This is a genomic window from Gemmatirosa kalamazoonensis, from assembly GCF_000522985.1.
In the GTDB taxonomy this organism is placed as follows: Bacteria; Gemmatimonadota; Gemmatimonadetes; order Gemmatimonadales; family Gemmatimonadaceae; genus Gemmatirosa; species Gemmatirosa kalamazoonensis.
The window spans coordinates 2047972-2067445 of record NZ_CP007128.1 but is presented as its reverse complement, the minus strand read 5'-3'; the positions used below and the strand labels follow the sequence as shown (position 1 = coordinate 2067445).

Annotated in this window: 18 protein-coding genes; 13 read left to right on the top strand and 5 right to left on the bottom strand. The window is 73.1% G+C overall.

Annotated features, from left to right (window positions below; all coding sequences use genetic code 11):
- Positions 1-105: 105 nt before the first annotated feature.
- A complete protein-coding gene (locus J421_RS08965; RefSeq protein ID WP_025410841.1) occupies positions 106-705 on the bottom strand; it encodes an RNA polymerase sigma-70 factor in 600 nt (199 codons plus the stop codon).
- 181 nt (positions 706-886) lie between these two features.
- Between J421_RS08965 and J421_RS08960 the strand changes: the two genes are divergently transcribed.
- The gene (locus J421_RS08960; protein WP_025410840.1) at positions 887-1957 is read left to right on the top strand and encodes a FecR family protein; all 1071 of its coding nucleotides are present in this window, start codon (positions 887-889) and stop codon (positions 1955-1957) included.
- Between the two features lie 79 nt (positions 1958-2036).
- Positions 2037-4616: a TonB-dependent receptor gene (locus J421_RS08955; protein WP_025410839.1), complete on the top strand. Its 2580-nt coding sequence runs from the start codon at positions 2037-2039 to the stop codon at positions 4614-4616.
- Positions 4617-4713: 97 nt separating this feature from the next.
- Here J421_RS08955 and J421_RS08950 read toward each other — a convergent pair whose 3' ends face one another.
- Positions 4714-5349: an NADPH-dependent F420 reductase gene (locus J421_RS08950; protein WP_025410838.1), complete on the bottom strand. Its 636-nt coding sequence runs from the start codon at positions 5347-5349 to the stop codon at positions 4714-4716.
- 172 nt (positions 5350-5521) lie between these two features.
- On the opposite strand from J421_RS08950, the gene J421_RS32690 reads away from it, so the two are divergent.
- On the top strand, positions 5522-6013 hold the full coding sequence (locus J421_RS32690; protein ID WP_025410837.1) for a QcrA and Rieske domain-containing protein: 492 nt from the start codon (positions 5522-5524) through the stop codon (positions 6011-6013).
- A gap of 18 nt (positions 6014-6031) precedes the next feature.
- Here J421_RS32690 and J421_RS08940 read toward each other — a convergent pair whose 3' ends face one another.
- From J421_RS08940 to J421_RS08930, 3 genes are all read right to left on the bottom strand, one after another.
- Positions 6032-6571 carry a MarR family winged helix-turn-helix transcriptional regulator gene (locus J421_RS08940; RefSeq protein ID WP_025410836.1) on the bottom strand — a complete coding sequence of 180 codons (540 nt, stop codon included), beginning with the start codon at positions 6569-6571 and terminating at the stop codon, positions 6032-6034.
- Positions 6572-6715: 144 nt separating this feature from the next.
- On the bottom strand, positions 6716-7555 hold the full coding sequence (locus J421_RS08935) for a formate/nitrite transporter family protein (RefSeq protein ID WP_201773127.1): 840 nt from the start codon (positions 7553-7555) through the stop codon (positions 6716-6718).
- Between the two features lie 81 nt (positions 7556-7636).
- Positions 7637-7906, bottom strand: a complete 270-nt coding sequence (locus J421_RS08930) for a hypothetical protein (RefSeq protein WP_025410834.1) — start codon at positions 7904-7906, stop codon at positions 7637-7639.
- A gap of 200 nt (positions 7907-8106) precedes the next feature.
- On the opposite strand from J421_RS08930, the gene J421_RS08925 reads away from it, so the two are divergent.
- The 10 genes from J421_RS08925 (at position 8107) to J421_RS08880 (ending at position 19468) form a co-directional block, all read left to right on the top strand.
- Positions 8107-9942 carry a methanol/ethanol family PQQ-dependent dehydrogenase gene (locus J421_RS08925; protein WP_104022429.1) on the top strand — a complete coding sequence of 612 codons (1836 nt, stop codon included), beginning with the start codon at positions 8107-8109 and terminating at the stop codon, positions 9940-9942.
- Between the two features lie 100 nt (positions 9943-10042).
- Complete coding sequence (locus tag J421_RS08920; RefSeq protein ID WP_201773126.1) at positions 10043-10612, top strand: c-type cytochrome; 570 nt, start codon at positions 10043-10045, stop codon at positions 10610-10612.
- On the top strand, positions 10609-11676 hold the full coding sequence (gene coxB / locus J421_RS08915) for a cytochrome c oxidase subunit II (protein WP_104022427.1): 1068 nt from the start codon (positions 10609-10611) through the stop codon (positions 11674-11676). The genes J421_RS08920 and coxB overlap by 4 nt, the downstream gene beginning before the upstream one ends.
- Positions 11673-13703, top strand: a complete 2031-nt coding sequence (gene ctaD / locus J421_RS08910; protein WP_025410830.1) for a cytochrome c oxidase subunit I — start codon at positions 11673-11675, stop codon at positions 13701-13703. The genes coxB and ctaD overlap by 4 nt, the downstream gene beginning before the upstream one ends.
- Positions 13700-14353 carry a cytochrome c oxidase subunit 3 gene (locus J421_RS08905; RefSeq protein ID WP_025410829.1) on the top strand — a complete coding sequence of 218 codons (654 nt, stop codon included), beginning with the start codon at positions 13700-13702 and terminating at the stop codon, positions 14351-14353. The genes ctaD and J421_RS08905 overlap by 4 nt, the downstream gene beginning before the upstream one ends.
- Positions 14350-14760: a hypothetical protein gene (locus tag J421_RS08900; protein ID WP_025410828.1), complete on the top strand. Its 411-nt coding sequence runs from the start codon at positions 14350-14352 to the stop codon at positions 14758-14760. Before J421_RS08905 ends, J421_RS08900 begins: the two co-directional genes overlap by 4 nt.
- Positions 14761-14786: 26 nt before the next feature.
- On the top strand, positions 14787-15146 hold the full coding sequence (locus J421_RS08895) for a c-type cytochrome (RefSeq protein WP_201773125.1): 360 nt from the start codon (positions 14787-14789) through the stop codon (positions 15144-15146).
- Positions 15143-16213 (top strand): SMP-30/gluconolactonase/LRE family protein, encoded by a 1071-nt coding sequence (locus J421_RS08890; protein WP_148306225.1) that lies wholly within the window; start codon positions 15143-15145, stop codon positions 16211-16213. Before J421_RS08895 ends, J421_RS08890 begins: the two co-directional genes overlap by 4 nt.
- 251 nt (positions 16214-16464) lie before the next feature.
- Positions 16465-16797 (top strand): PadR family transcriptional regulator, encoded by a 333-nt coding sequence (locus J421_RS08885; protein ID WP_025410825.1) that lies wholly within the window; start codon positions 16465-16467, stop codon positions 16795-16797.
- 25 nt (positions 16798-16822) lie between these two features.
- The gene (locus J421_RS08880) at positions 16823-19468 is read left to right on the top strand and encodes an ABC transporter permease (protein WP_025410824.1); all 2646 of its coding nucleotides are present in this window, start codon (positions 16823-16825) and stop codon (positions 19466-19468) included.
- Positions 19469-19474: the final 6 nt, after the last annotated feature.

The window sequence follows — 19474 nt, the reverse complement described above, 5'->3', positions numbered from 1 at the left end:
TCGTCTCCGGGGTTGAGCCGACCCGGCCGGCGCCCGACTTCGCTCGGGCCCGCGCCGGTCCACAGCGAGAGGACACGGAGCCATGCGATCACCCCTACGTCCGCGTCAGCCGTCGCGTGCGCTGGCCCGGTCGCCCCCCGGCAGCCACGGGGCGAGCCGTTCCCGCAGCACCCGCAGCGCCTTGCCCATCTGCGCCTCGACGGTCTTCACCGAGATCTCGAGCGACCGCGCGATCTCGGCGTACGACAGGCCGTGCACGCGACTGAGCTCGAACACTTCGCGACAGCGTGGCGGCAGTCCGGCGACGGCGTCGCGCACCGCCGAGTCCAGTTCGGCCTCCACGAGGCGGGACATGCCTTCGGGCGCGTCGGCATCGCGGCCGCCGATGTAGGGCGCGCTCTTCTGCTGGACGCGGAGGTGGCGGACGTGGTTCAGCGCCCGATTGCGCGCGGCGCGGATGAGATACGCGCGCGGGCTCTCCTCCTTGCCGAGCGACTCGCGGCGGCGCCACACCTCGAGCAGCACGTCCTGCACGACCTCCTCGGCCACGGCGCGCTCGCGGACGATGCCTTCGGCGATGCGCACGAGCGGCGGATACCAGGCGCGGAAGATCGCGTCGAACGCCTCCTCGTCGCCGGTGGCCAGTCGGGCGAACAGCGCGCGCTCGGCCTCGCCGCGGGTGGCGGTCGCTCGGTCGTCCGTCACGTGGGTGCGCGGTGGTCGGGCGGAATGCGGAACGAGGGGTGCGAGGAGACGCGGAGGACGTGCCGCGCACGCTGGCGCACGTCCGCACACGCTTGACCGCGCCGAACCGTTGCGCCAGTCTGCTCGCGCAGCCCGCCGGCCGCCGTAGGGGTAGCCGGCAACCAGGGTGTCAACAAGGGTCATGGATCATCAGCCAGGCGCCGACCTCCCGCCCGACGAGTCGAACGAGCCGGGCGATCCGGGATGGGAGGCGATCGCCCGCGACCTCGCCGGCGAGGCGGACCCGGCATCGGCGTCGACGGCGCGGACCTGGCGCGGCGAGCACCCCGACGACGCGGCCGCGGTCGACGCGCTCGACCGCACGCTCGACCGGCTCGCGTTCGCGGCACCGCCGGATCTCGACGTCGAGGCCGCGCTCCGCCGGGTGAAGGCGCGCCGCGCCGAGGAGGCCACGCGCACGCCGGCGGACGTGTTCCCGCTCCGCCCGCGACCGCGGGCGTGGCCGGTCGCGGCGCGCGCCGCGGCGGCGCTGCTGCTCGTGGCAGGCGGCGTGGCGGGGTGGCGCGCGCTGCGCGGGCGCGCGGCGACCGAGGACGTCGCCGGGCGCACGTTCGCCACCGCGGTGGGCGTGCGCGACTCGCTGCGCCTCCCCGACGGCAGCCGCGTGCTGCTCGGCCCCGGGAGCACGCTCGACGTGGCGAGCGATTTCGGCGCGGCGCGGCGCGAGGTGCGGCTGCGCGGCGAGGCCTACTTCACCGTCAGGCACGACGCGCGGGCGCCGTTCGTGGTGCGCACCGGCGCGGCGAGCGTGCACGACGTCGGCACGGCGTTCGTGGTGCGCGACGGCAGCGACGGGCGCGTGACGGTGGCCGTCACGGACGGCGTGGTGATGCTGCGCGCGGCGACGGCCGACACGGCGGGCGTGCTGGTGCGGGCGCACGCGCGCGGCGTGGTGGTGCCGGGACGCTCGCCCGTCGTCGCGACCGACGTCGTGACGGAGCAGGACCTGTCGTGGACGCGCGGGCAGCTCGCGTTCCGGGACACGCCGTTCCCCGAGGTGGCGGCGGAGCTGCGGCGGTGGTACGGCGTGGAGCTGCGGCCGGCCGACCCGTCGCTCGCCGCGTCGCTCGCCGAACGGCACCTCACGGCGGCGTTCCACGGCGAGCCGGCGGACGAGGTGCTGCGGGTGGTGGCGCTCGCGTTAGGCGCGTCGATCGAGCGACGCGGCGATACGGCGTTCGTGCGACCCTGAGACGGCGACCTTGAGACGGCGACCGTGCGACGGCGACCGTGCGAAGGGCGACCGTGCACACTCGATCGGTCGCCGTCACGTGGTCGCCGTCTTCCAGGTCGCCACGCTCACGGTCGCCGGGCTCGCGGTCGCCGTTCCCGCGTGGGCGCAGCCCCGCACCGTCGCGGCGGCGGGCGAGGTCGGCGGGCGCGCGTGGCCCACGCCGCTCGACCGGCCGGTGTCGCTGCACCTGCGCGACGTGGCGCTGCGCACCGCGCTCGACCGGCTCGCCGCGGCGGCGCGGGTGCGGCTGTCGTACAGCGCGGAGACGCTGCCGCTCGACCGCAGCGTGAGCGTGGCGTGCGACGCGACGCCGCTCGGCGCGGCACTGGAGGCGGTGCTGCGCGGCGCGGAGGTGCAGCCCGTGGTGGTCGGCGTGGAGCAGGTCGTGCTCGCGCCGGCGCGCGTGCCGGCAGCCGCCGCGGCGTCCGACGAGGTGCCTAACGCCTCGCCGTCCGCGCCGATGGCGGTGGCGCGCATGGCGGTGCTCGATCAGGTCGTCGTCACGGGGAGCGCGGCCGGCGCGTCGCAGCGCGCGCTGCCGTTCGCGCTCGACGTCGTGCGCGCATCGACGGGCGCGCCGGGCATCGGCATGTCGACGCTCGCGCACGGCATCGACGGCACCGTGCCAGGCATCTGGGTGTGGACACAGTCGCCGTCGTCGCTGCTCGCGCGCTACGGCAGCATCCGCGGCGCGAGCTCGTTCGGCCTGACGGCGCCGAAGATCTACATCGACGGCATCGAGGCGGCGAACCCGCTGCTCGTGACCGCGCTGTCGCCGGAGAGCGTCGAGCGCGTGGAGGTGATCCGCGGGCCGCAGGGCGCGGCGTTCTACGGCGCGGACGCGATCAGCGGCGTGATCAACGTGGTCACGCGGCACGACGGCGCGGCCGACGGCGGACGGCAGCTCGAGGTGCGCAGCGGCGTCGGCGCGGCGGGCAGCGCGTTCGCCGAGCATCCGGCGCTCGTGCAGGATCATGGCGCCGCGCTGCGCGAGGGATCGGGTGCGCGCTCGCGCGGGGTGTCGCTCTCCGGCAGCTCGATCGGCGCGTACGTCCCCGGCGCCGGTGCGCGGCACCTGTTCGGCAACGCCTACGCGCGACGCGTCGGCTCGGCGTGGGCGCTGAGCGCCACCGCGTACGCCGACGGCGCGTCCGCGAACACGGCACCGAGCCCCCTCGTCGCCGCGGCGCTGCCGACGCGTCCGGGCGGCGGGACGACCGGCGGCGGGACTGCCGGTCGCCAGGTCCCCGCGACCGACGCGCCGCGGCAGTCGGTGTGGCAGTACACGTTAGGCGGCACGGCGACGCACGCGGCGGGCGAGCGGTGGACGCACGTGGTGCAGGCGGGGGTGAACGGCTACCGGCTCACCGGGCTCGCCGTCGATCCGGTCGCGGTCCCGTCGTCGGTGGATTCGGCGCTGCTCGCGGCGCGCGGCGGCGCGGACCGCGGGACGCTGCGCGCGAGCAGCGTGGCGCGGTGGGGCGAGGAGCGCGGGCTCGGCGGCTCGGTGACGCTCGCCGGCGACTGGGCCGTGCTGCGCGACGGAACCGCCGCGACGGCGTCGCCCGACGTGCCGCGGGGACCGGGTGCGGCGGGCCAGGTGCCTAACGACGTCACGATGGGCCACTCGACGTGGCTGCAGACGGCGGGGCTCTCCGCGCAGGCCACCGCGGGATGGCGCGAGGTGGCGTACGTGACGGCGGGGCTGCGCGGGGAACGCAACGGCGGCTACGCGGAGGCGAGCCGCTACGCCGCGCTGCCGATGTTCGGCGCCACGGTCGTCGGCCAGCGCGGCGACGTGACGGTGAAGCTGCGCACCGCGTACGGCCGCGGGCTGCGCCCCGCGCGCACGACGACGCGCTTCACGACGTGGCACGGCGGCGGCTTCGGGGCGCGCGTGCCCGACCTCGCGCCGGAGGAGCAGCGCGGCGTCGAGGGGGGTGTCGACCTGTACGTCGGCCGGGCGTTCGGCGTCCACGCGACGGCGTTCGACCAGCGCGCGTCGGGGCTCATCCAGCAGGTGTCGATCATCGCGCCGGGAGCGGACACGCTGCCCCCACGCGGCGGTCCGGCCGGCGCGCGGCGCATCACGTACGCGCTGCAGAACGTCGGCGTGATCACGAACCGCGGCGTGGAGCTCGAGGCGACGTGGCGCGCGGGGCCGCTCGGCCTCGCGGGGACGTTCACGCGCGTCGACAGCCGCGTGCGGCAGCTCGCGCTCGGCTACACGGGCGACCTGCGCCCCGGCGACCGCATGCTCGAGGTGCCGGCGCGCACGCTCGGCGTCGACGCGTCGTGGAGCGCGCCGCGGTGGGCGGCGACGCTCGGCGCGTCGCGCGCGTTCGACTGGACGAACTACGACCGGCTGCGGCTCGCGCAGGCGTACACGAGCAACGCACACGAGGCGCGCGAGCTGGTGGGCGCGCCGCTGCGCGCGTACTGGCGCACGTACGACGGCGTCACGCACCTGCGCGCGAGCGTCGCTCGCGACGTCGTGGCCGGCTTCGGCATCGTCCTCGCCGGCGACAACCTGCTCGACCGCCAGCGCGGCGAGCCGGACGACGCGACCGTGCTGCCGGGGCGGACTTTGTCGTTAGGCGTGCGGGCGAGGTTCTGACGGGACTCGGGACTCGGGACTCGGGACTCGGGACTCGGGACTCGGGACTCGTTAGGCACCGAGTCCCGAGTCCCGAGTCCCGAGTCCCGAGTCCCGATCACCGCCGCACGAGCCGGAACGCGATGTCGCGTCCGAGGCCGCCGAACGCGAGCGAGATCCAGAGCATGGCGAGGTGCTCCAGCTCGCGGCTGCGCGCGAGCGGGCCGGCGTCCACGGCGTCGAAGCCGAGCGCGGCGACGAGCAGGCGCACGGCGGACTTCGCCTCGGGGTCGTCGCCGGCGTAGAACATCACCGTCGGCTCGCCGCCGTACACCGGGTCGGCCATGTTGCTGAAGCCCGTCGTGTTGAACGCCTTCACGACGCGCGCGCGCGGGGCGAGCGCCTGCACGCGCTCCGCGCCCGACTCGCACGCGGGCCCGACGTCGAGCGTGAGCCCCGGGCCGAGCGGGTTCGTGGCGTCGACGAGCACCACGCCGTCGAGCGCGGGGCCGAGCTCGCGCAGCGCGTCGGGCACGGCATCCCACGGCGTGGCGAGCACCACGACGTCGGCGCCGCGCGCCGCCTCCTCGGGCGTGACGACCGACGCGCCGGCCGGGAGCGCATCGCCGCCCTTCACCGCGTCCGCGCCGCGCGACGGATCGCGCACGCCGAACGCCACCTCGTGCCCGCGCTGCGCCCACCGTCGTCCCAGCGTGCCGCCGACGTTCCCCGCTCCGATCACCGCGATGCGCATGGCGCCCCCCGCCCAGAACCGTTAGGCGCCCGGCGCGTGCCGCCGGGTCGCGCCGGCAGCATGTACGGGAACCCCCGCGGCGTCAAGCGCGCCTAACGTGAGGGTCTCGGCCGGTTGACGTGTCGTTACGACAGCGCCCCACTCGCGACCTTCCTCACACGACGTGCTCTCCATGCCGCATCACGCCGCCTCGCCCGACGCCGACCGCTGCGCCGCCGCCTGCCCCCTCGCCAGCGCGGCCGGCGCCGTCGGCGCCCTCGATCGCCGCACGTTCCTCTCGCAGTCGCTGCTCGCCGCCGCGGCGGCGGCGCTCGCGGCGTGCGGCGCGGCGGGCGACACGCTCACGGCGCCGGCGAGCGTGAACTCGTCGATCGACGTCGCGAGCTACCCGGCGCTCGCGAGCACGGGCGGCATCGCGGTGGTGTCGCTGAGCGGCACGCGGCTGGCCATCGTGCGCACCGGCACGTCGTCGTTCGCGGCGCTGTCGCTCGTCTGCCCGCACGAGGGGGGCAGCATCAACCAGAACGGCACCGGCTTCCTGTGCTCGAAGCACGGCGCGCGGTTCACCGCCTCGGGCACGTGGACGGGCGGCGAGCGCACGACGAACATGCGCTCGTATCCGGCGACCTACGACGCGACGACGGGCACGCTCACGATCGGCTGAGAGGGCGGGAGAGCCGCGTCAGTCGGCGGCGCCCTCGGCGTCCGCGTGGGTCGCGTCGTGGGACGCCCCGTCCTCCTCGAACAGCATCACCGACGGCTCGTCCGACAGGCCCATCGACCGGACGAGCCGCGTGAGGCTCACGGCGAGGCGCTGGAGCTGCCGGTCGTCGAGCGTCTCGAGCGCCATCAGCACGCGGCGCGTGGGCGGATGCGGGGCGTGCTCGAGCGTCCCCCGCCCGCTCTCGGTCGGCAGGATCTCGACCCGGCGGCGGTCGACGTCGGAGCGGCGGCGCTCGACGAGGCCGCGCGAGGCGAGCCGGTCCACGACCGCGGCGACCGAGGTACGGTCGGTGAGCGTGCGCTGGGCGAGCTCGCTGAGCGAAGCGCCGGGCGCCGCGGCCACCTGCTCGAGAACGAAGAGCTGTGCGGCGCTCAGCCCGGTGCTCTTCTCGACTCCGCTGTTCGCGAGGCGGAGCGCACGGACGATGCGGCGGAGCGCGTCCAGCGTCGCCGCGGAGGCGGCGGCACGGCCGCGCGGACGCCCGGAGGGGTCACGCATGACAGACGGTCGGGAGATACGGTCGGTGTGCGGCGATGGACCATCGACGTCGACTGCCGACCGCCGCGCGCGGACCTAACGTACGCCGCATCGACGACACCCGACACCCCGGCGCGAACCAGCGGCTCCCGACCCGCCGGCCCGTCACCCGCCCCCGCCCTCGCCCGCCTTCACCTGCCCGTGGTTCAGTAGAGCCACCAGAGTAACGCCGCCGAGCACGTTGCCCAGCAGTGTCGGCACAAAGAAATGTATATAGTCGCCCCACGACGCCTGCGCGCCGAGCACGAGGTAAAACACGTCGACCGAGCCGGCGATGCTGTGCGCGAAGTGCGCGAGCGCGATGAGATAGGTCGGCACGACGATCGCCGCGAGGCGCGCCGACTCGGCGCCGGGAAGCAGCCAGACCATGAGCGCGACGAGCCACCCGGCGTAGATCGCGCGGAGAAAGATGACGGCGGCGCGCGGCGCGACGACCTCGTGCGCCATGGCGCGGAGCTCCGCGTGGACGTCCGCGCCGACGAGCTCCGTGTGGCCGAGCACCCAGGCGAACAGCGCGCCGCCGAGCAGGTTCGCGACGAGCACGATGCCCCACAGGCGGAGCACGTTAGGCAGCTTCGTGACGTCGCGCAGCAGCGGCAGCACGGGGGTCAGCGTGTTCTCGGTGAACAGCTGCTGCCGCCCCATGACGACGAAGATGAAGCCGACGGTGTAGCCGAGCACCGCGACGGCGTGGCGCCACGGGGCGGGCGGGATGGCCGCCTGGAGCAACGCCTGGGCGAGGAACGAGAAGCCCATCGCGAGCCCGGCGGCGAGCCCCGACCAGAACAGCGCCGCCGAGGGCCGCTGGAGCTCCTCCTCCCCCTCGAGCCGGATGGCCTCGTAGACCACGTCGGGGCTCGCCGACTGCCGCTCCATCGCCTCCGACTGCTGCTCGTCGTCTTCCGACGCTCCCGACTGTTGGGACTCCTCGTTCTTCCCGGCCACGTCGTCCTCGCTTGGCGGTGTCGCGCCGCTGCTCGGCATGCTGCGGGCCGCGGCGCGCAGGCTGCGCTCACGCTCGTCGTCTCAGCGATCGCCGGACCAGTCGGTGAGCGCGGCGACGGCGGTGTATGTGCCCGCCAGCGTACCGAACAGGCGACGCGCGGGCGCTGGAAAGCCGAGCGCGAGCGGCGCGGCGGCGACGGCGGCGGAGGTGGTGTAGTCGATCACGCCGTGCGCGAGCGGAGTGATGGGCTTCTTCATCGTGAGCGTCTCGGTGATGAGGGATGCACAGGGATGCGCGCGGAGCGAAAGAGGCGTTCCACCGGATTCGCGGGTGCGCGAGTCGTCGCGCATTAGTGCTGACCGGAACGGTTCCTGCTATTGCATCGGGCCCGATGCAGTGATGCAGTAGCGGGTCGGCACGCGGACTCGTGGGCGGGGTGGCACGGGACTCTCGGGAGTCGCCGCGTGTGGAACGTCATCACGAGGAACTCCGCATGGAACGTCTCCAGAGGCGCGCTGCGCTCCGACACGCACGCACGCTTCGTCGCCTTATGATTGGGATCACACTAGTCAGTGTGATCCCGGCCGCCTGCACGCGCGAGCGGGAACGCGCGCTCACGACGCGGGAGGCGAAGGTCCCCGCACTGCCGCCGGCGAGCGGCCCGCGCGCGAGCGTCACGCTCGAAGCCGACGACGGCCAGTGGACGCGGCCGTCGAAGACGTACGACGGCATCCGCTTCAGCGGGCTCGATCAGATCAACACGACGAACGTGAAGCAGCTGCGGCCCGCGTGGACGTTCTCGACGAGCGTGCTGCGCGGCCACGAGGAGGCGCCGCTCATCGTGAACAACACGATGTACCTGGTGACGCCGTTCCCGAACATCCTGTACGCGCTCGACCTCACGCAGCCGGGCGCGCCGGTGAAGTGGCAGTACGAGCCGAAGCCGGAGAGCGCGGCGCAGGGCGTGGCGTGCTGCGACGTGGTGAACCGCGGCCCGGCGTACGACAACGGCCGCATCTACTACAACACGCTCGACAACCACGTCGTGGCGGTCGACGCGAACACGGGCAAGGAAGTGTGGAAGACGCGCGTCGGCGACATCAACATGGGCGAGACCATGACGATGGCGCCGCTCGTCGTGAAGGGGAAAGTCCTCGTCGGCAACTCGGGCGGCGAGATGGGCGTGCGTGGGTGGCTCAAGGCGCTCGACGCGGGGAGCGGCAAGGTGCTGTGGACCGCGTACACGACGGGGCCCGACGCGGACGTGCTGATCGGGCCGCGCTTCAAGCCGTTCTACGCCGATCACAAGGGCAAGGACCTCGGCGTGTCGACGTGGCCGGGGACGACGTGGAAGATCGGCGGCGGCAGCGTGTGGGGCTGGCTGACGTACGACCCGGCGGCGAACCTCGTGTACTACGGCGCGGCGAACCCGGGCCCGTGGAACCCGGGGCAGCGGCCGGGCGACAACAAGTGGACGTCGACGATCTTCGCGCGCGACCCGGACACGGGCGAGGCGGTGTGGGCGTATCAGATGAGCCCCCACGACCTGCACGACTACGACGGCGTGAACGAGAGCCTGCTCATCGACGTGCCGTGGAAGGGGACCGTTAGGCACGCGCTGCTGCACCCGGATCGCAACGGCTACGTCTATCTCATGGACCGGCTGACGGGCGAGGTGCTCTCCGCCGAGCCGTTCGTGCACATCACGACGACGAAGGGCGTCGACCTGAAGTCGGGGCGGCTGCAGTACATCGAGGGGATGGACGCGGGGATCGGCAAGGTGACGCGCGACATGTGCCCCGCGCCGCCGGGCGGCAAGGACTGGCAGCCGTCGTCGTTCTCGCCGCGCACGGGGCTCGCCTACATCCCGCACCAGAACCTCTGCTACGACGCCGAGGGGCTCGAGGCGAACTACATCGCCGGGACGCCGTACGTCGGCATGAACGTGAAGATGAAGGCGGGGCCCGGCGATCCGGCGAACCACCGCGGCGAGCTGACGGCGTGGGACCCGGTGAACATGCGCCCGGCGTGGAAGATCACCGAGAGCTTCCCGGTGTGGAGCGGCACGCTGGTCACCGCGGGCGACGTCGTGTTCTACGGCACGATGGACGGGTGGTTCAAGGCGGTGGACGCGCGCAACGGCCAGCAGCTCTGGCAGTTCAAGGTGAGCTCGGGGATCATCGGCCAGCCGGTCGCGTACCGCGGACCGGACGGCAAGCAGTACGTCGCCGTCGTCGCCGGCGTCGGCGGGTGGTCGGGCGCGATCGTCGCCGGGGGACTCGACGCGCGGGACTCGACGGCGGCGCTGGGCTTCGTGGCCGCGATGGCCGACCTGCCGCAGAAGACGACCAAGGGAGGGACGCTCTATGTGTTCAGCCTTCCGTGAGGGCAGGAGGGCACGAGGGCACGAGGGCAGGAGAATCGCTCGTGCCCTCCTGCCCTCCTGCGCTCTTGCCCTCCTGTTAGGCACCGCCTGCGACCGCGAGGTGCGCCGCTTCCGCGAGTCGCCGCCGAGCGCGCAGCCGGCGGGTCTCGTGCGCGTGAGCACGCTGCAGCCGGGCCCCGTCCTCGACTCGGCGCACCTCGGCAACATCTATCAGGAGAACGCGTACGCGGTGACGCAGGGGCAGCGGCTGTTCGGCTGGTACAACTGCGCCGGCTGCCATGCGAACGGCGGCGGCGGCATGGGGCCGGCGCTCACCGACGACCAGTGGATCTACGGCAGCGCGCCGGAGCAGATCTACCAGACGATCGCCGAGGGGCGGCCTAACGGGATGCCGTCGTGGGGCGGGCGCATCCCGACGCCGCAGATCTGGATGATCGTCGCGTACGTGCGGTCGCTCTCCGGGCTCACGCCGTCGTGGTCGCGCAGCGCGCGGCAGGACCACCTGATGAACACGCCGGGCTCGCAGTCGCTGCAGCACGCGGAGACGCCGAAGATGTCGACGCCGGGGAGCGGCGCCGAGATGCCGACGACGTCGCCGCAGGCGTCGAAGCCGATGGCACCGGCGGCCGCGAGCACCACGCCCGGAACCACGAAGCCGGCCCGGCCATGAGCGGAACCTCCCAGGGTAGGAGGGCAGGAGCGCACGAGGAGAGGAGAGGGTCTGCTCGTGCCCTGCTGCGCTCGTGCCCTCCTGCCCTGCTGTTAGGCGCGTGCCGCGGCGCGACGTACCAGTCGGTGCTCGAGCCGAAGGGGCCGCAGTCGGCGCGCGTGCACGACCTGTGGCGGTTCGCCCTGATCGTCGCGACGGTGGTGTTCGTGCTCACGGTCCTCGCGACGCTGTGGGCGGCGTGGGCCGGCGCACGGCGGCGGCGTGCCGGACTGCCGCCGGACCTCGTGGACGAGCGCGGGATGACGCGCGGCGTGACCATCGCCACGGTGGCGACGGTCGCCATCCTGATGACGTTCCTCGTCTATGACCTGTCGGTGGGGCGCACGACCACCCGCGCCCCGAGCCGCAACGCGCTGACGATCGAGGTGACCGGACACCAGTGGTGGTGGGAGGTGACGTACGCCGACCCGTCGCCGCGCGGCCGGTTCACGACGGCGAACGAGATTCACATCCCGGTGGGACGGCCGGTGGTGTTCGTGCTGAACGCGTCGGACGTGATCCACTCGTTCTGGGTGCCGAACCTGTCGGGCAAGCGGGATCTCATCCCCGGGCGCACGACGTCGCTGTGGTTCCAGGCCGACACGCCGGGCGTGTACCGCGGGCAGTGCGCGGAGTTCTGCGGCTACCAGCACGCGAAGATGGCGCTGTTCGTCGTCGCCGAGCCGCCGGCGCAGTACGCGGCGTGGGCGCAGGCGGCGATGTCGCAGGCGCCGCCGCCGAGCGACCCGGCAGCGGTGCGCGGCCAGCAGGTGTTCATGAAGAGCTCCTGCGCGCTGTGCCACAACATCGAGGGGACGCCCGCCGGGTCGCACGCCGGCCCGGACCTCACGCACCTCGCGAGCCGCCGCACGATCGCCGCGGGAACGCTGCGCAACACGCGCGGCAACCTCGCGGGGTGGATCGTCGACCCGCAGCGGATCAAGCCGGGGGCGAACATGCCGCCGAACCAGCTCTCGCCCTCGGATCTCGAGGCGCTGTTGACCTATCTCCAGTCGCTCCGATGACGACCGTCGCAATTCCCGACCTTCCGGAACGACGCGGGCGCGACGAGGCCGAGGAGCGGGCCGAGCTCGCGATCACGTGGCGGCCGCGCCCCGGCCTCTGGGGGTGGCTCACGGCCGTCGACCACAAGTCGATCGCGAAGCGCTACGTCGCGACGTGCCTGCTGTGGTTCCTGCTCGCCGGCGTGAACGCGGCGCTGATGCGGCTGCAGCTGTCGCGGCCGGAGAACCATCTGTTAGGCCCCGACACGTACAACCAGGTCTTCACGGTCCACGGCTCGGCGATGATGTTCCTGTTCGCCGTGCCGATCATGACGGCGATGGCGCTCTACCTCGTGCCGCTCATGGTCGGCACGCGCGACCTCGCGTATCCGCGGCTGAACCAGTTCGGCTACTACACGTTCCTCATCGGCGGGCTGCTCCTGTTCGCGTCGTTCTACCTGAACATGGGGCCCGACGCGGGGTGGTTCATGTACACGCCGCTGTCCGGGCCGCAGCAGTCGCCGGGGCACCGCGTCGACGTGTGGGCGCAGATGGTGACGTTCACCGAGATCGCGGGGCTCGTCGCGGCGGTCGAGGTCATCGTCACCGTGTTCAAGCTGCGCGCGCCGGGGATGTCGCTGAACCGCATCCCACTCTACGTGTGGTCGGCGCTCGTCATCTCGTTCATGATCGTGTTCGCGATGCCGAGCGTGGCGATCGCGAGCACGCTGATGCTGGCGATGGACCGGCTGGTGGCGACGCAGTTCTTCAACCACGCCGAGGGGGGCGACCCGCTGCTCTGGCAGCACATGTTCTGGTTCTTCGCCCACCCCGAGGTCTACATCATGTTCATCCCGGGGCTCGGGTTCGTCTCGTCGATCGTGGAGACGTTCACGGGGCGGAAGATCTTCGGCTACCCGGTGATGGTGCTGTCGCTGTTCCTCACCGGCTTCGTCGCGTTCGGGCTGTGGGTGCACCACATGTTCGCGACGTCGATCCCGCAGCTCGGGCAGACGTTCTTCACCGCGGCGAGCGTGCTGATCGCGGTGCCGAGCGGGGTGCAGATCTTCTGCTGGATCGCGACGATCTGGTCGGGGCGGCCGCGATTCACGACGGCGATGATGTTCGCGCTCGGCTTCATCGTCGTGTTCACGATCGGCGGGCTGACGGGCGTGATGGTCGCCTCGGTGCCGTTCGACCTGCAGGTGCACGACACGTACTTCGTCGTCGCGCACTTCCACTACGTCATCATCGGCGGCGTGCTGTTCCCGCTGTTCGGCGCGTTCTACTACTGGTTCCCGAAGATGTTCGGCCGGCTGATGGACGAGCGGCTCGGGAAGTGGCAGTTCTGGCTGTTCTTCATCGGCGTGAACGTGACGTTCTTCCCGATGCACCTGCTGGGGCTCGACGGGATGCCGCGCCGCGTCTACACGTACCTGCCGGAGACGGGGTGGGGCGATCTCAACATGCTCGCCACGGTGGGGTCGTGGATCATCGCGGCGAGCGTGATCGTGTTCCTCGTGAACGTGCTGAAGAGCGTCCGCGGCGGCGCGATCGCGGGGGCGAACCCGTGGGGCGCGGCGTCGCTCGAGTGGGCGACCGAGTCGCCGCCGCCGCCGTGGAACTTCACGCGCCTGCCGGCCGTGGAGAGCCGCACGCCGCTGTGGTCGGCCGAGACGCACGCGGAGCTGCCGGTAGTGACGGGGCTGCGCACCGACCGGCGCGAGTTCCTCGTGACGAGCGCGCTCGACGCGGTGCCGGAGAGCCGGCACGAGCTCCCCGAGGAGTCGATCTGGCCGCTCGTCATGGCGGTAGGGATCGGCGTGACGTTCATCGGCGCCATCTTCCGGTTCTACATGTACGGCGTCGGGTTCGCGTGGTGCATGGCGGCGTTCGCCGGCTGGGCGTGGCCGCGCGGCACGAAGCCGGAGGACGAGCTGGAGTCGAAGAAGCACCGGCGCACCGTCGTCGCCGAGCCTAACGCGCCGGCCGTGACGCCCGTGGCGCTGCGGACGGAGGGGCTGCGGACGGAGGGAGGGACGCGATGAGCGAGACCGCGCCGCTGCCGCCGGAGGAGCGCGTGCTGGTGCCCCGCACGCGGCCGTTCCTCGACGTCGCCGACCTGCCGGACCTCGCGTTCGGGTCGCGCGACATCATGTGGTGGGGGACGCTCGGCTTCGTCGTGATCGAGGGGTTCACGCTGGCGCTGTGCCTGATGGTGTACCTCTACCTGTGGAAGAACTTCAACGAATGGCCGCCCGCCGGCACGGAGCGCCCGACGCTGCTGTGGCCGAGCGTGCAGCTCGTGCTCATGCTCGTGAGCCTGCCGGTGATCCGGCGGCTACAGCGCGCGGCGCGCGCGTTCGACCTCGACGCGACGCGCATGTATCTGGCGATCGCGTCGGCGTTCATCGTCGCGTTCGCCGGGCTGCGGTGGCTCGAGCTGCGCGCGCTGCATGCGAAATGGAGCATGAACGCGTACGCGTCGGCGCAGTGGCTCGTGGTCGGCTCGCACGGGACGCTGATCGCGGTGGAGCTGATCGAGATCGTCGGCATGGCCGGGATCTTCTGGTTCTCGACGGTGGAGAAGAAGCACTGCTCGGACGCGGCGGACGTGGGGTTCTACTGGTACTTCCTCGTGCTGTCGTGGATCCCGTGCTACGTGCTGAACTACCTCGGCCCGTGGGTGATGTCGTGAGCCCCGACCTGCGGACCCCGAGCGGAGCGGAAGGGCGGCTCGCGCACCCGCGCGAGTCGCGCGAGGCGCCGTCGACCGCCGCGCAGGCGGTGGGGCTGCTGCTCGCGCCGGCGGTGTTCTTCGCGCACCTGCAGGGCGCGTACGTGCTCGTGCCGCGCGCGTGCCGCTACCACGCGGACGTGTGGCTGCACGTCGTCGGCATCGCGTCGGTGCTCGCGGCGGCGTACGGCGCGTGGGTGGCGTGGCGCGTGTGGGACGACACCGGCCGCCACGCGACGACGGAGACGGGCGGCCCACTCCCGCGCGCCCGCTTCCTCGGCCTCACGGGGCTCGGCGTCGCCGCGCTGCTCACGCTGATCCTGCTCTGGCAGTGGCTCGCGGCGTTCTTCATCAACCCGTGCCAATGACTGTGCGCTGCGTATTGCGTGGCTGCGTGGCTGCGTCGGCCCTGCTGCTCGCGGCCTGCGAGCTGCCTAACGCCGAAGCGCGGCGCGAGGCGGCGGCGCTGACCGGCGGCGACCCGTCGTACGGACCGCCGCTGATGCGGAAGTACGGGTGCCAGGCGTGCCACACGATTCCCGGCGTGGCCGGCGCGGACGGGCTGGTGGGCCCGCCGCTCTCGGGGATCGCGAGCCGCAGCTACATCGGCGGCGTGCTGCCGAACACGCCGGAGAACATGATGAAGTGGATCATGAACCCGAAGGGCGTGGACTCGCTGACGGCGATGCCGAACACCGGCGTGACCGACTCGGACGTGCGGCACATCGCCGCCTACCTCTACACGCTCCGATGATGCGCCTTCGTCGCTCACAGCGAGCGTCGAGCGTGGAGCGTGGAGCGTGGAGCGCCTCCGCTGCCACGCTCCACGCTCTCCGCTCCACGCTCGGCCTTCTGGTGCTCGTGGCGTGCAACGCGCGCCAGTCGCCGGTGCGCGACGCGTACGCGGACACCGTGGCGACCGGTGCGGACTCGGTGGTGGTCGGCATCTCGTCGTCCGAGGCGAGCTTCGTGGCGAACCTCACCGGGTTCCAGGATCCGGAGTCGGTGCGCTACGACGCGGAGCAGGACGTGTACTTCGTGTCGAACATGACCGGCAACGGGTCGGACAAGGATGGCAACGGGTACATCACGCGCGTCGCGGCGGAGAGCCCGTACGGGGCGGCGCTGTTCGCGGTCGGCGGCAAGGATGGCGTGACGCTGAACGCGCCGAAGGGGATGGCGATCCACGGCGACACGCTGTGGGCGTGCGACATCGACGTGCTGCGCGGCTTCGACCGCCACACCGGTCGGCCGATCGCGACGGTCGACTTCGCGCCGGTGCACGCGGTGCTGCTGAACGACATCGCGGTGGGGCCGGACGGGCACCTGCGGGTGAGCGACACGGGGATCGAGATGACCTTGATGGGCGTCATCCACACGGGCCCCGACCGCATCTTCGACGTCGGGCCGGGGGGCGCGATCACGGAGGTGGCGAACGACCTGCGCCTGCGCCAGCCTAACGGCGTGACGTGGGACTCCTCGGCCGGCCGGTGGGTGACGGTGTCGTTCGACCCGTTCGTTGGCGAGGTGGCGACGATGCCGCGCACCGGCGCGACGCGGCAGGTGATCCACAGCTCGGTGCTCGGCAACTTCGACGGCGTCGAGGCGATGCCGGGGGGCGCGATCCTGTACACGAGCTGGAAGGACTCCAGCGTGCACGTGCTGCGCGGGCGCGACGACCGGCAGCTCGTGCGCGAGGTGCCCGAGCCGGCGGACATCGGCGTCGACACGCGGCGCTGGCGGCTCGCGATCCCGCTCTCGACGCTCGGACGCGTGCAGCTCTGGAAGCTCGACGCGGCGGTGGTGGGCCAGCGGCACTGAGCGCGTCGCGGGGCGGCAGGGCTCCACGTACGTGGTCTGGTAGGACTGAAGAAGGACTAAAGGAGGACTGAAGAAGGACCAACACTTCTTGTTGGTGTTCTCCTTCTTCAGTCCCTCTTCAGTCCTTCTTCAGTCCTACGACAACACGTACGTGGAGTCCGGGTGGGCGCGGCCACCGCTCGTCACGGGATACCTTGACAATCGACAACAGCCGCCGGCACTCTATTGTCGAATGACAAGGTATGAGGCCCATGCCCACCGCGAAGCCCGACCTGCTGCACGGCACGCTCGACCTGCTCATCCTCCGCGCGCTCGCCCTCGGCGCGCTCCACGGATGGGCGGTGTCGAAGCGCATCCAGGAGATGTCGCGCGACGTGCTGCGCGTGAATCAGGGATCGCTCTACCCCGCCCTGTACCGCCTCGAGGACCGCGGGTGGATCACCGGGGACGACGGCACCTCGCCCGAGGGACGGCGCATCAAGCTGTACCGCCTGACGGCCGCCGGCCGGCGCCAGCTCACGCAGGAGGTCGCGGCGTGGCGGCTGTTCTCCGGCGCCGTGGAGAACGTGCTCGGCACCACCTGAGACGCGCTGGAGCGCGGAGGCTCGCATGCAGTGGCTGCGGCGGTGGATGCGCCGAGCGCGCGTGGTGCTCGCGCGCGAGGCGTTCGAGCGGCGCATTGACGACGAGATGCGCCACCACATCGAGTGCGAGACGGCCGAACGCGTCAGGCAGGGACTGTCGCCCGATGCGGCGCGCGCCGCGGCGCTGCGCGACTTCGGGCGCGTGGAGCGGTTCAAGGAGGAGGCGCGCGCCGCGCGCGGGCTGCGGCTCCTCGAGAGCGCGCTCGTCGACGCGCGGTGGGCGACGCGCGTGCTGCGCCGCGCCCCGCTGCTCACGACGGCGACCGCGCTCACGTTCGCGTTAGGCATCGGCGCGGCCACCGCGATCTTCAGCGTCGTGTACGGCGTGCTGCTGCGCCCCCTGCCGTACCGCCACCCCGCGCAGCTGGTGATGGTGTGGGAGCGCGACGCGGCGCGCCGCGGCGGCACGAACGTCGTCTCGGTGAGGAACTTCGAGGCGTGGCGCGTCCGGTCACGCTCGTTCGAGGCCCTCGCGGCGCTCGTGCCGAAGCCGGTCACGCTCCCGGCGTACGACGGCGGCGCCGCGGAGCACGTGCTCGGCGCGGAGGTGTCGGCGGAGTACTTCGCGCTGCTCGGCGCGACGCCGGCGGTGGGACGCGTGTTCGGGCCCCGCGACGTCGCCGCGGGCGCGAGCGACGTGATCGTGCTCAGCGACGCGCTCTGGCGCACGCGCTTCGGCGGCGACCGCGGCATCATCGGCCACGCCGTGCGGATCGAGGACCGCGATTACACGATCGCCGGCGTGATGCCGCCCGGCTTCCAGCCCCCGCGTGTGGGGTGGCTGCAGGAGCAGGCGTTCTGGGTGCCGCTGGTGCCGACGCCGCAGCAGCGCTCGTGGGGCCGGTTCCTGCTCGTGCTCGGGCGATTGCGGCCGGCCGTCACCGCGGCGCAGGCGGCGACGGAGATGGCGGCGGTGAGCGCGCGGCTCGCGCGCGAGGAGCCCGACGACCGCGGCTGGACGGCGACGGTGGTGCCGCTGGCCGAGCAGATGACGGGCGACGTGCGCACGGCGCTCGTCGTGCTGCTCGGCACCGTGGCGCTGCTCGCGGCGATGGCGGTGACGAACGTGGCGATGCTCACGCTCGCGCGCATGCGGCGGCACCGCCACGAGCTCGCGATGCGGCGCGCGTTGGGCGCGTCGCGCGCGCGGCTGATGCGGCAGCTCCTCACGCAGAGCATGCTGCTCGGGGCCGCGGGCGCGGTGGCCGGCGTCGGCGTCGCGCTCGCCGGCGTGCGGCTGCTGGTGCGACTCCTGCCGCCCGACCTGCCCCGCGCGGCCGACATCCGCGTCGACGCGCCGGTGCTGCTGTTCGGGCTCGCGGCGGCCGTCGCGGCGACGCTCGTGTTCGGGTGCGTTGGCGCGCTCGGCGGCTCGGCGGGCGGCACGGCGACACACATCGCGTCGTCGATGCGCGAGCGCACGACGGCGCGCCGCCGGCGCAGCGCCGGACCGCTCGTGGTGACGGAGGTGGCGCTCGGCCTCGTGCTCGCCGCGCTCGCGGCGCTGATGACGCGCAGCTTCGTCGCCCTGCGGCACGTGGACCTCGGGTTCCGCGCCGAGCACGTCGTCACCGCGCGCGTCGCGCTGAGCGGCGAGCGGTACGCGTCGCCGGCGCGGCAGCGCGCGTTCTACGCCGAGCTGCTCGGGCGGGTGCGCGCGCTCCCGGGCGTGCGGGCGGCGGGGCTGACGAACACGCGGCCGTTAGGCGGCCTCGGTCCCGCGACGACGGTGTCCGATGCCGCGCGTCCCAGGTCGCCGGACGCGCCCGTCGCCGACGTGCGGTTCGTGGACCGCGAGTACTTCGCCGCGCTGCGCATCCCGGTCGTCGGCGGCGTGCCGTTCGACGCGCGTGAGCGCCCGGACGGCGTGCCGCGCGTGGTCGTGAACGAGGCGCTGACACGGACGCTGTGGCCCGGCGCGCGTGCGGTCGGCCGGCGCGTGCGTCTGGCGATGTTCGACGGCATCGAGGCCGAGGTGGTCGGCGTCGTGGGCGACGTGCGCCTCATGGATCCGCACGCCTCGCCCCGTCCGACGGCGTATCTCTCGGCGGAGCGGTTCCCCGACGGCACGCGCGACCTCGTGGTGCGCGTGGACGGTGCGCCGGCGACCGCGCTCGCCTCGCTGCGCGCGACGCTCGCCGCGCTGGACCCGACGCTGCCGCTGTACGCGGCGCGCACGCTCGACGAGCTCGTGGACGACGCGGTGGCGCGCGACCGCTTCACGACGCTGCTGCTCGGCGCGTTCGCGACGCTGGCGCTGCTGCTCGCGGCGGTCGGGATCTTCGGCGTGCTGTCGTCGGACGTCGCGGACCGACGGGCCGAGCTGGGCATCCGCTTCGCGCTCGGCGCGCGTCGGTCGGCGGTGCTGCTCGACGTGGTACGGCGGGCGGTGGCGCGCGCGGCGTTGGGCGTCGCGCTCGGCACCGCGGCGGCGCTCGTGCTCGCGCGGTCGATGACGGCGCTGCTGTTCGGCGTCGGCGCGGCGGACGCGGTGTCGTTCGTGACCGTCGGCGCGCTGCTGCTCGCGGTCGCGGCGGCGGCCGCGCTGCTGCCGGCACTGCACGCGGCGCGGGTGTCGCCGGTCACGGCGATGCGGCACGGGCCGGACTGACGCTCG

Bases quoted from the DNA above. Each gene is read 5' to 3' on its own strand.
- J421_RS08960 (WP_025410840.1), top strand. From the start codon at position 887: ATGGATCATCAGCCAGGCGCCGACCTCCCGCCCGACGAGTCGAACGAG.
- J421_RS08950 (WP_025410838.1), bottom strand. From the start codon at position 5,349: ATGCGCATCGCGGTGATCGGAGCGGGGAACGTCGGCGGCACGCTGGGA.
- J421_RS32690 (WP_025410837.1), top strand. From the start codon at position 5,522: ATGCCGCATCACGCCGCCTCGCCCGACGCCGACCGCTGCGCCGCCGCC.
- J421_RS08940 (WP_025410836.1), bottom strand. From the start codon at position 6,571: ATGCGTGACCCCTCCGGGCGTCCGCGCGGCCGTGCCGCCGCCTCCGCG.
- J421_RS08930 (WP_025410834.1), bottom strand. From the start codon at position 7,906: ATGCGCGACGACTCGCGCACCCGCGAATCCGGTGGAACGCCTCTTTCG.
- J421_RS08925 (WP_104022429.1), top strand. From the start codon at position 8,107: ATGATTGGGATCACACTAGTCAGTGTGATCCCGGCCGCCTGCACGCGC.
- coxB (WP_104022427.1), top strand. From the start codon at position 10,609: ATGAGCGGAACCTCCCAGGGTAGGAGGGCAGGAGCGCACGAGGAGAGG.
- ctaD (WP_025410830.1), top strand. From the start codon at position 11,673: ATGACGACCGTCGCAATTCCCGACCTTCCGGAACGACGCGGGCGCGAC.
- J421_RS08905 (WP_025410829.1), top strand. From the start codon at position 13,700: ATGAGCGAGACCGCGCCGCTGCCGCCGGAGGAGCGCGTGCTGGTGCCC.
- J421_RS08890 (WP_148306225.1), top strand. From the start codon at position 15,143: ATGATGCGCCTTCGTCGCTCACAGCGAGCGTCGAGCGTGGAGCGTGGA.
- J421_RS08885 (WP_025410825.1), top strand. From the start codon at position 16,465: ATGCCCACCGCGAAGCCCGACCTGCTGCACGGCACGCTCGACCTGCTC.
- J421_RS08880 (WP_025410824.1), top strand. From the start codon at position 16,823: ATGCAGTGGCTGCGGCGGTGGATGCGCCGAGCGCGCGTGGTGCTCGCG.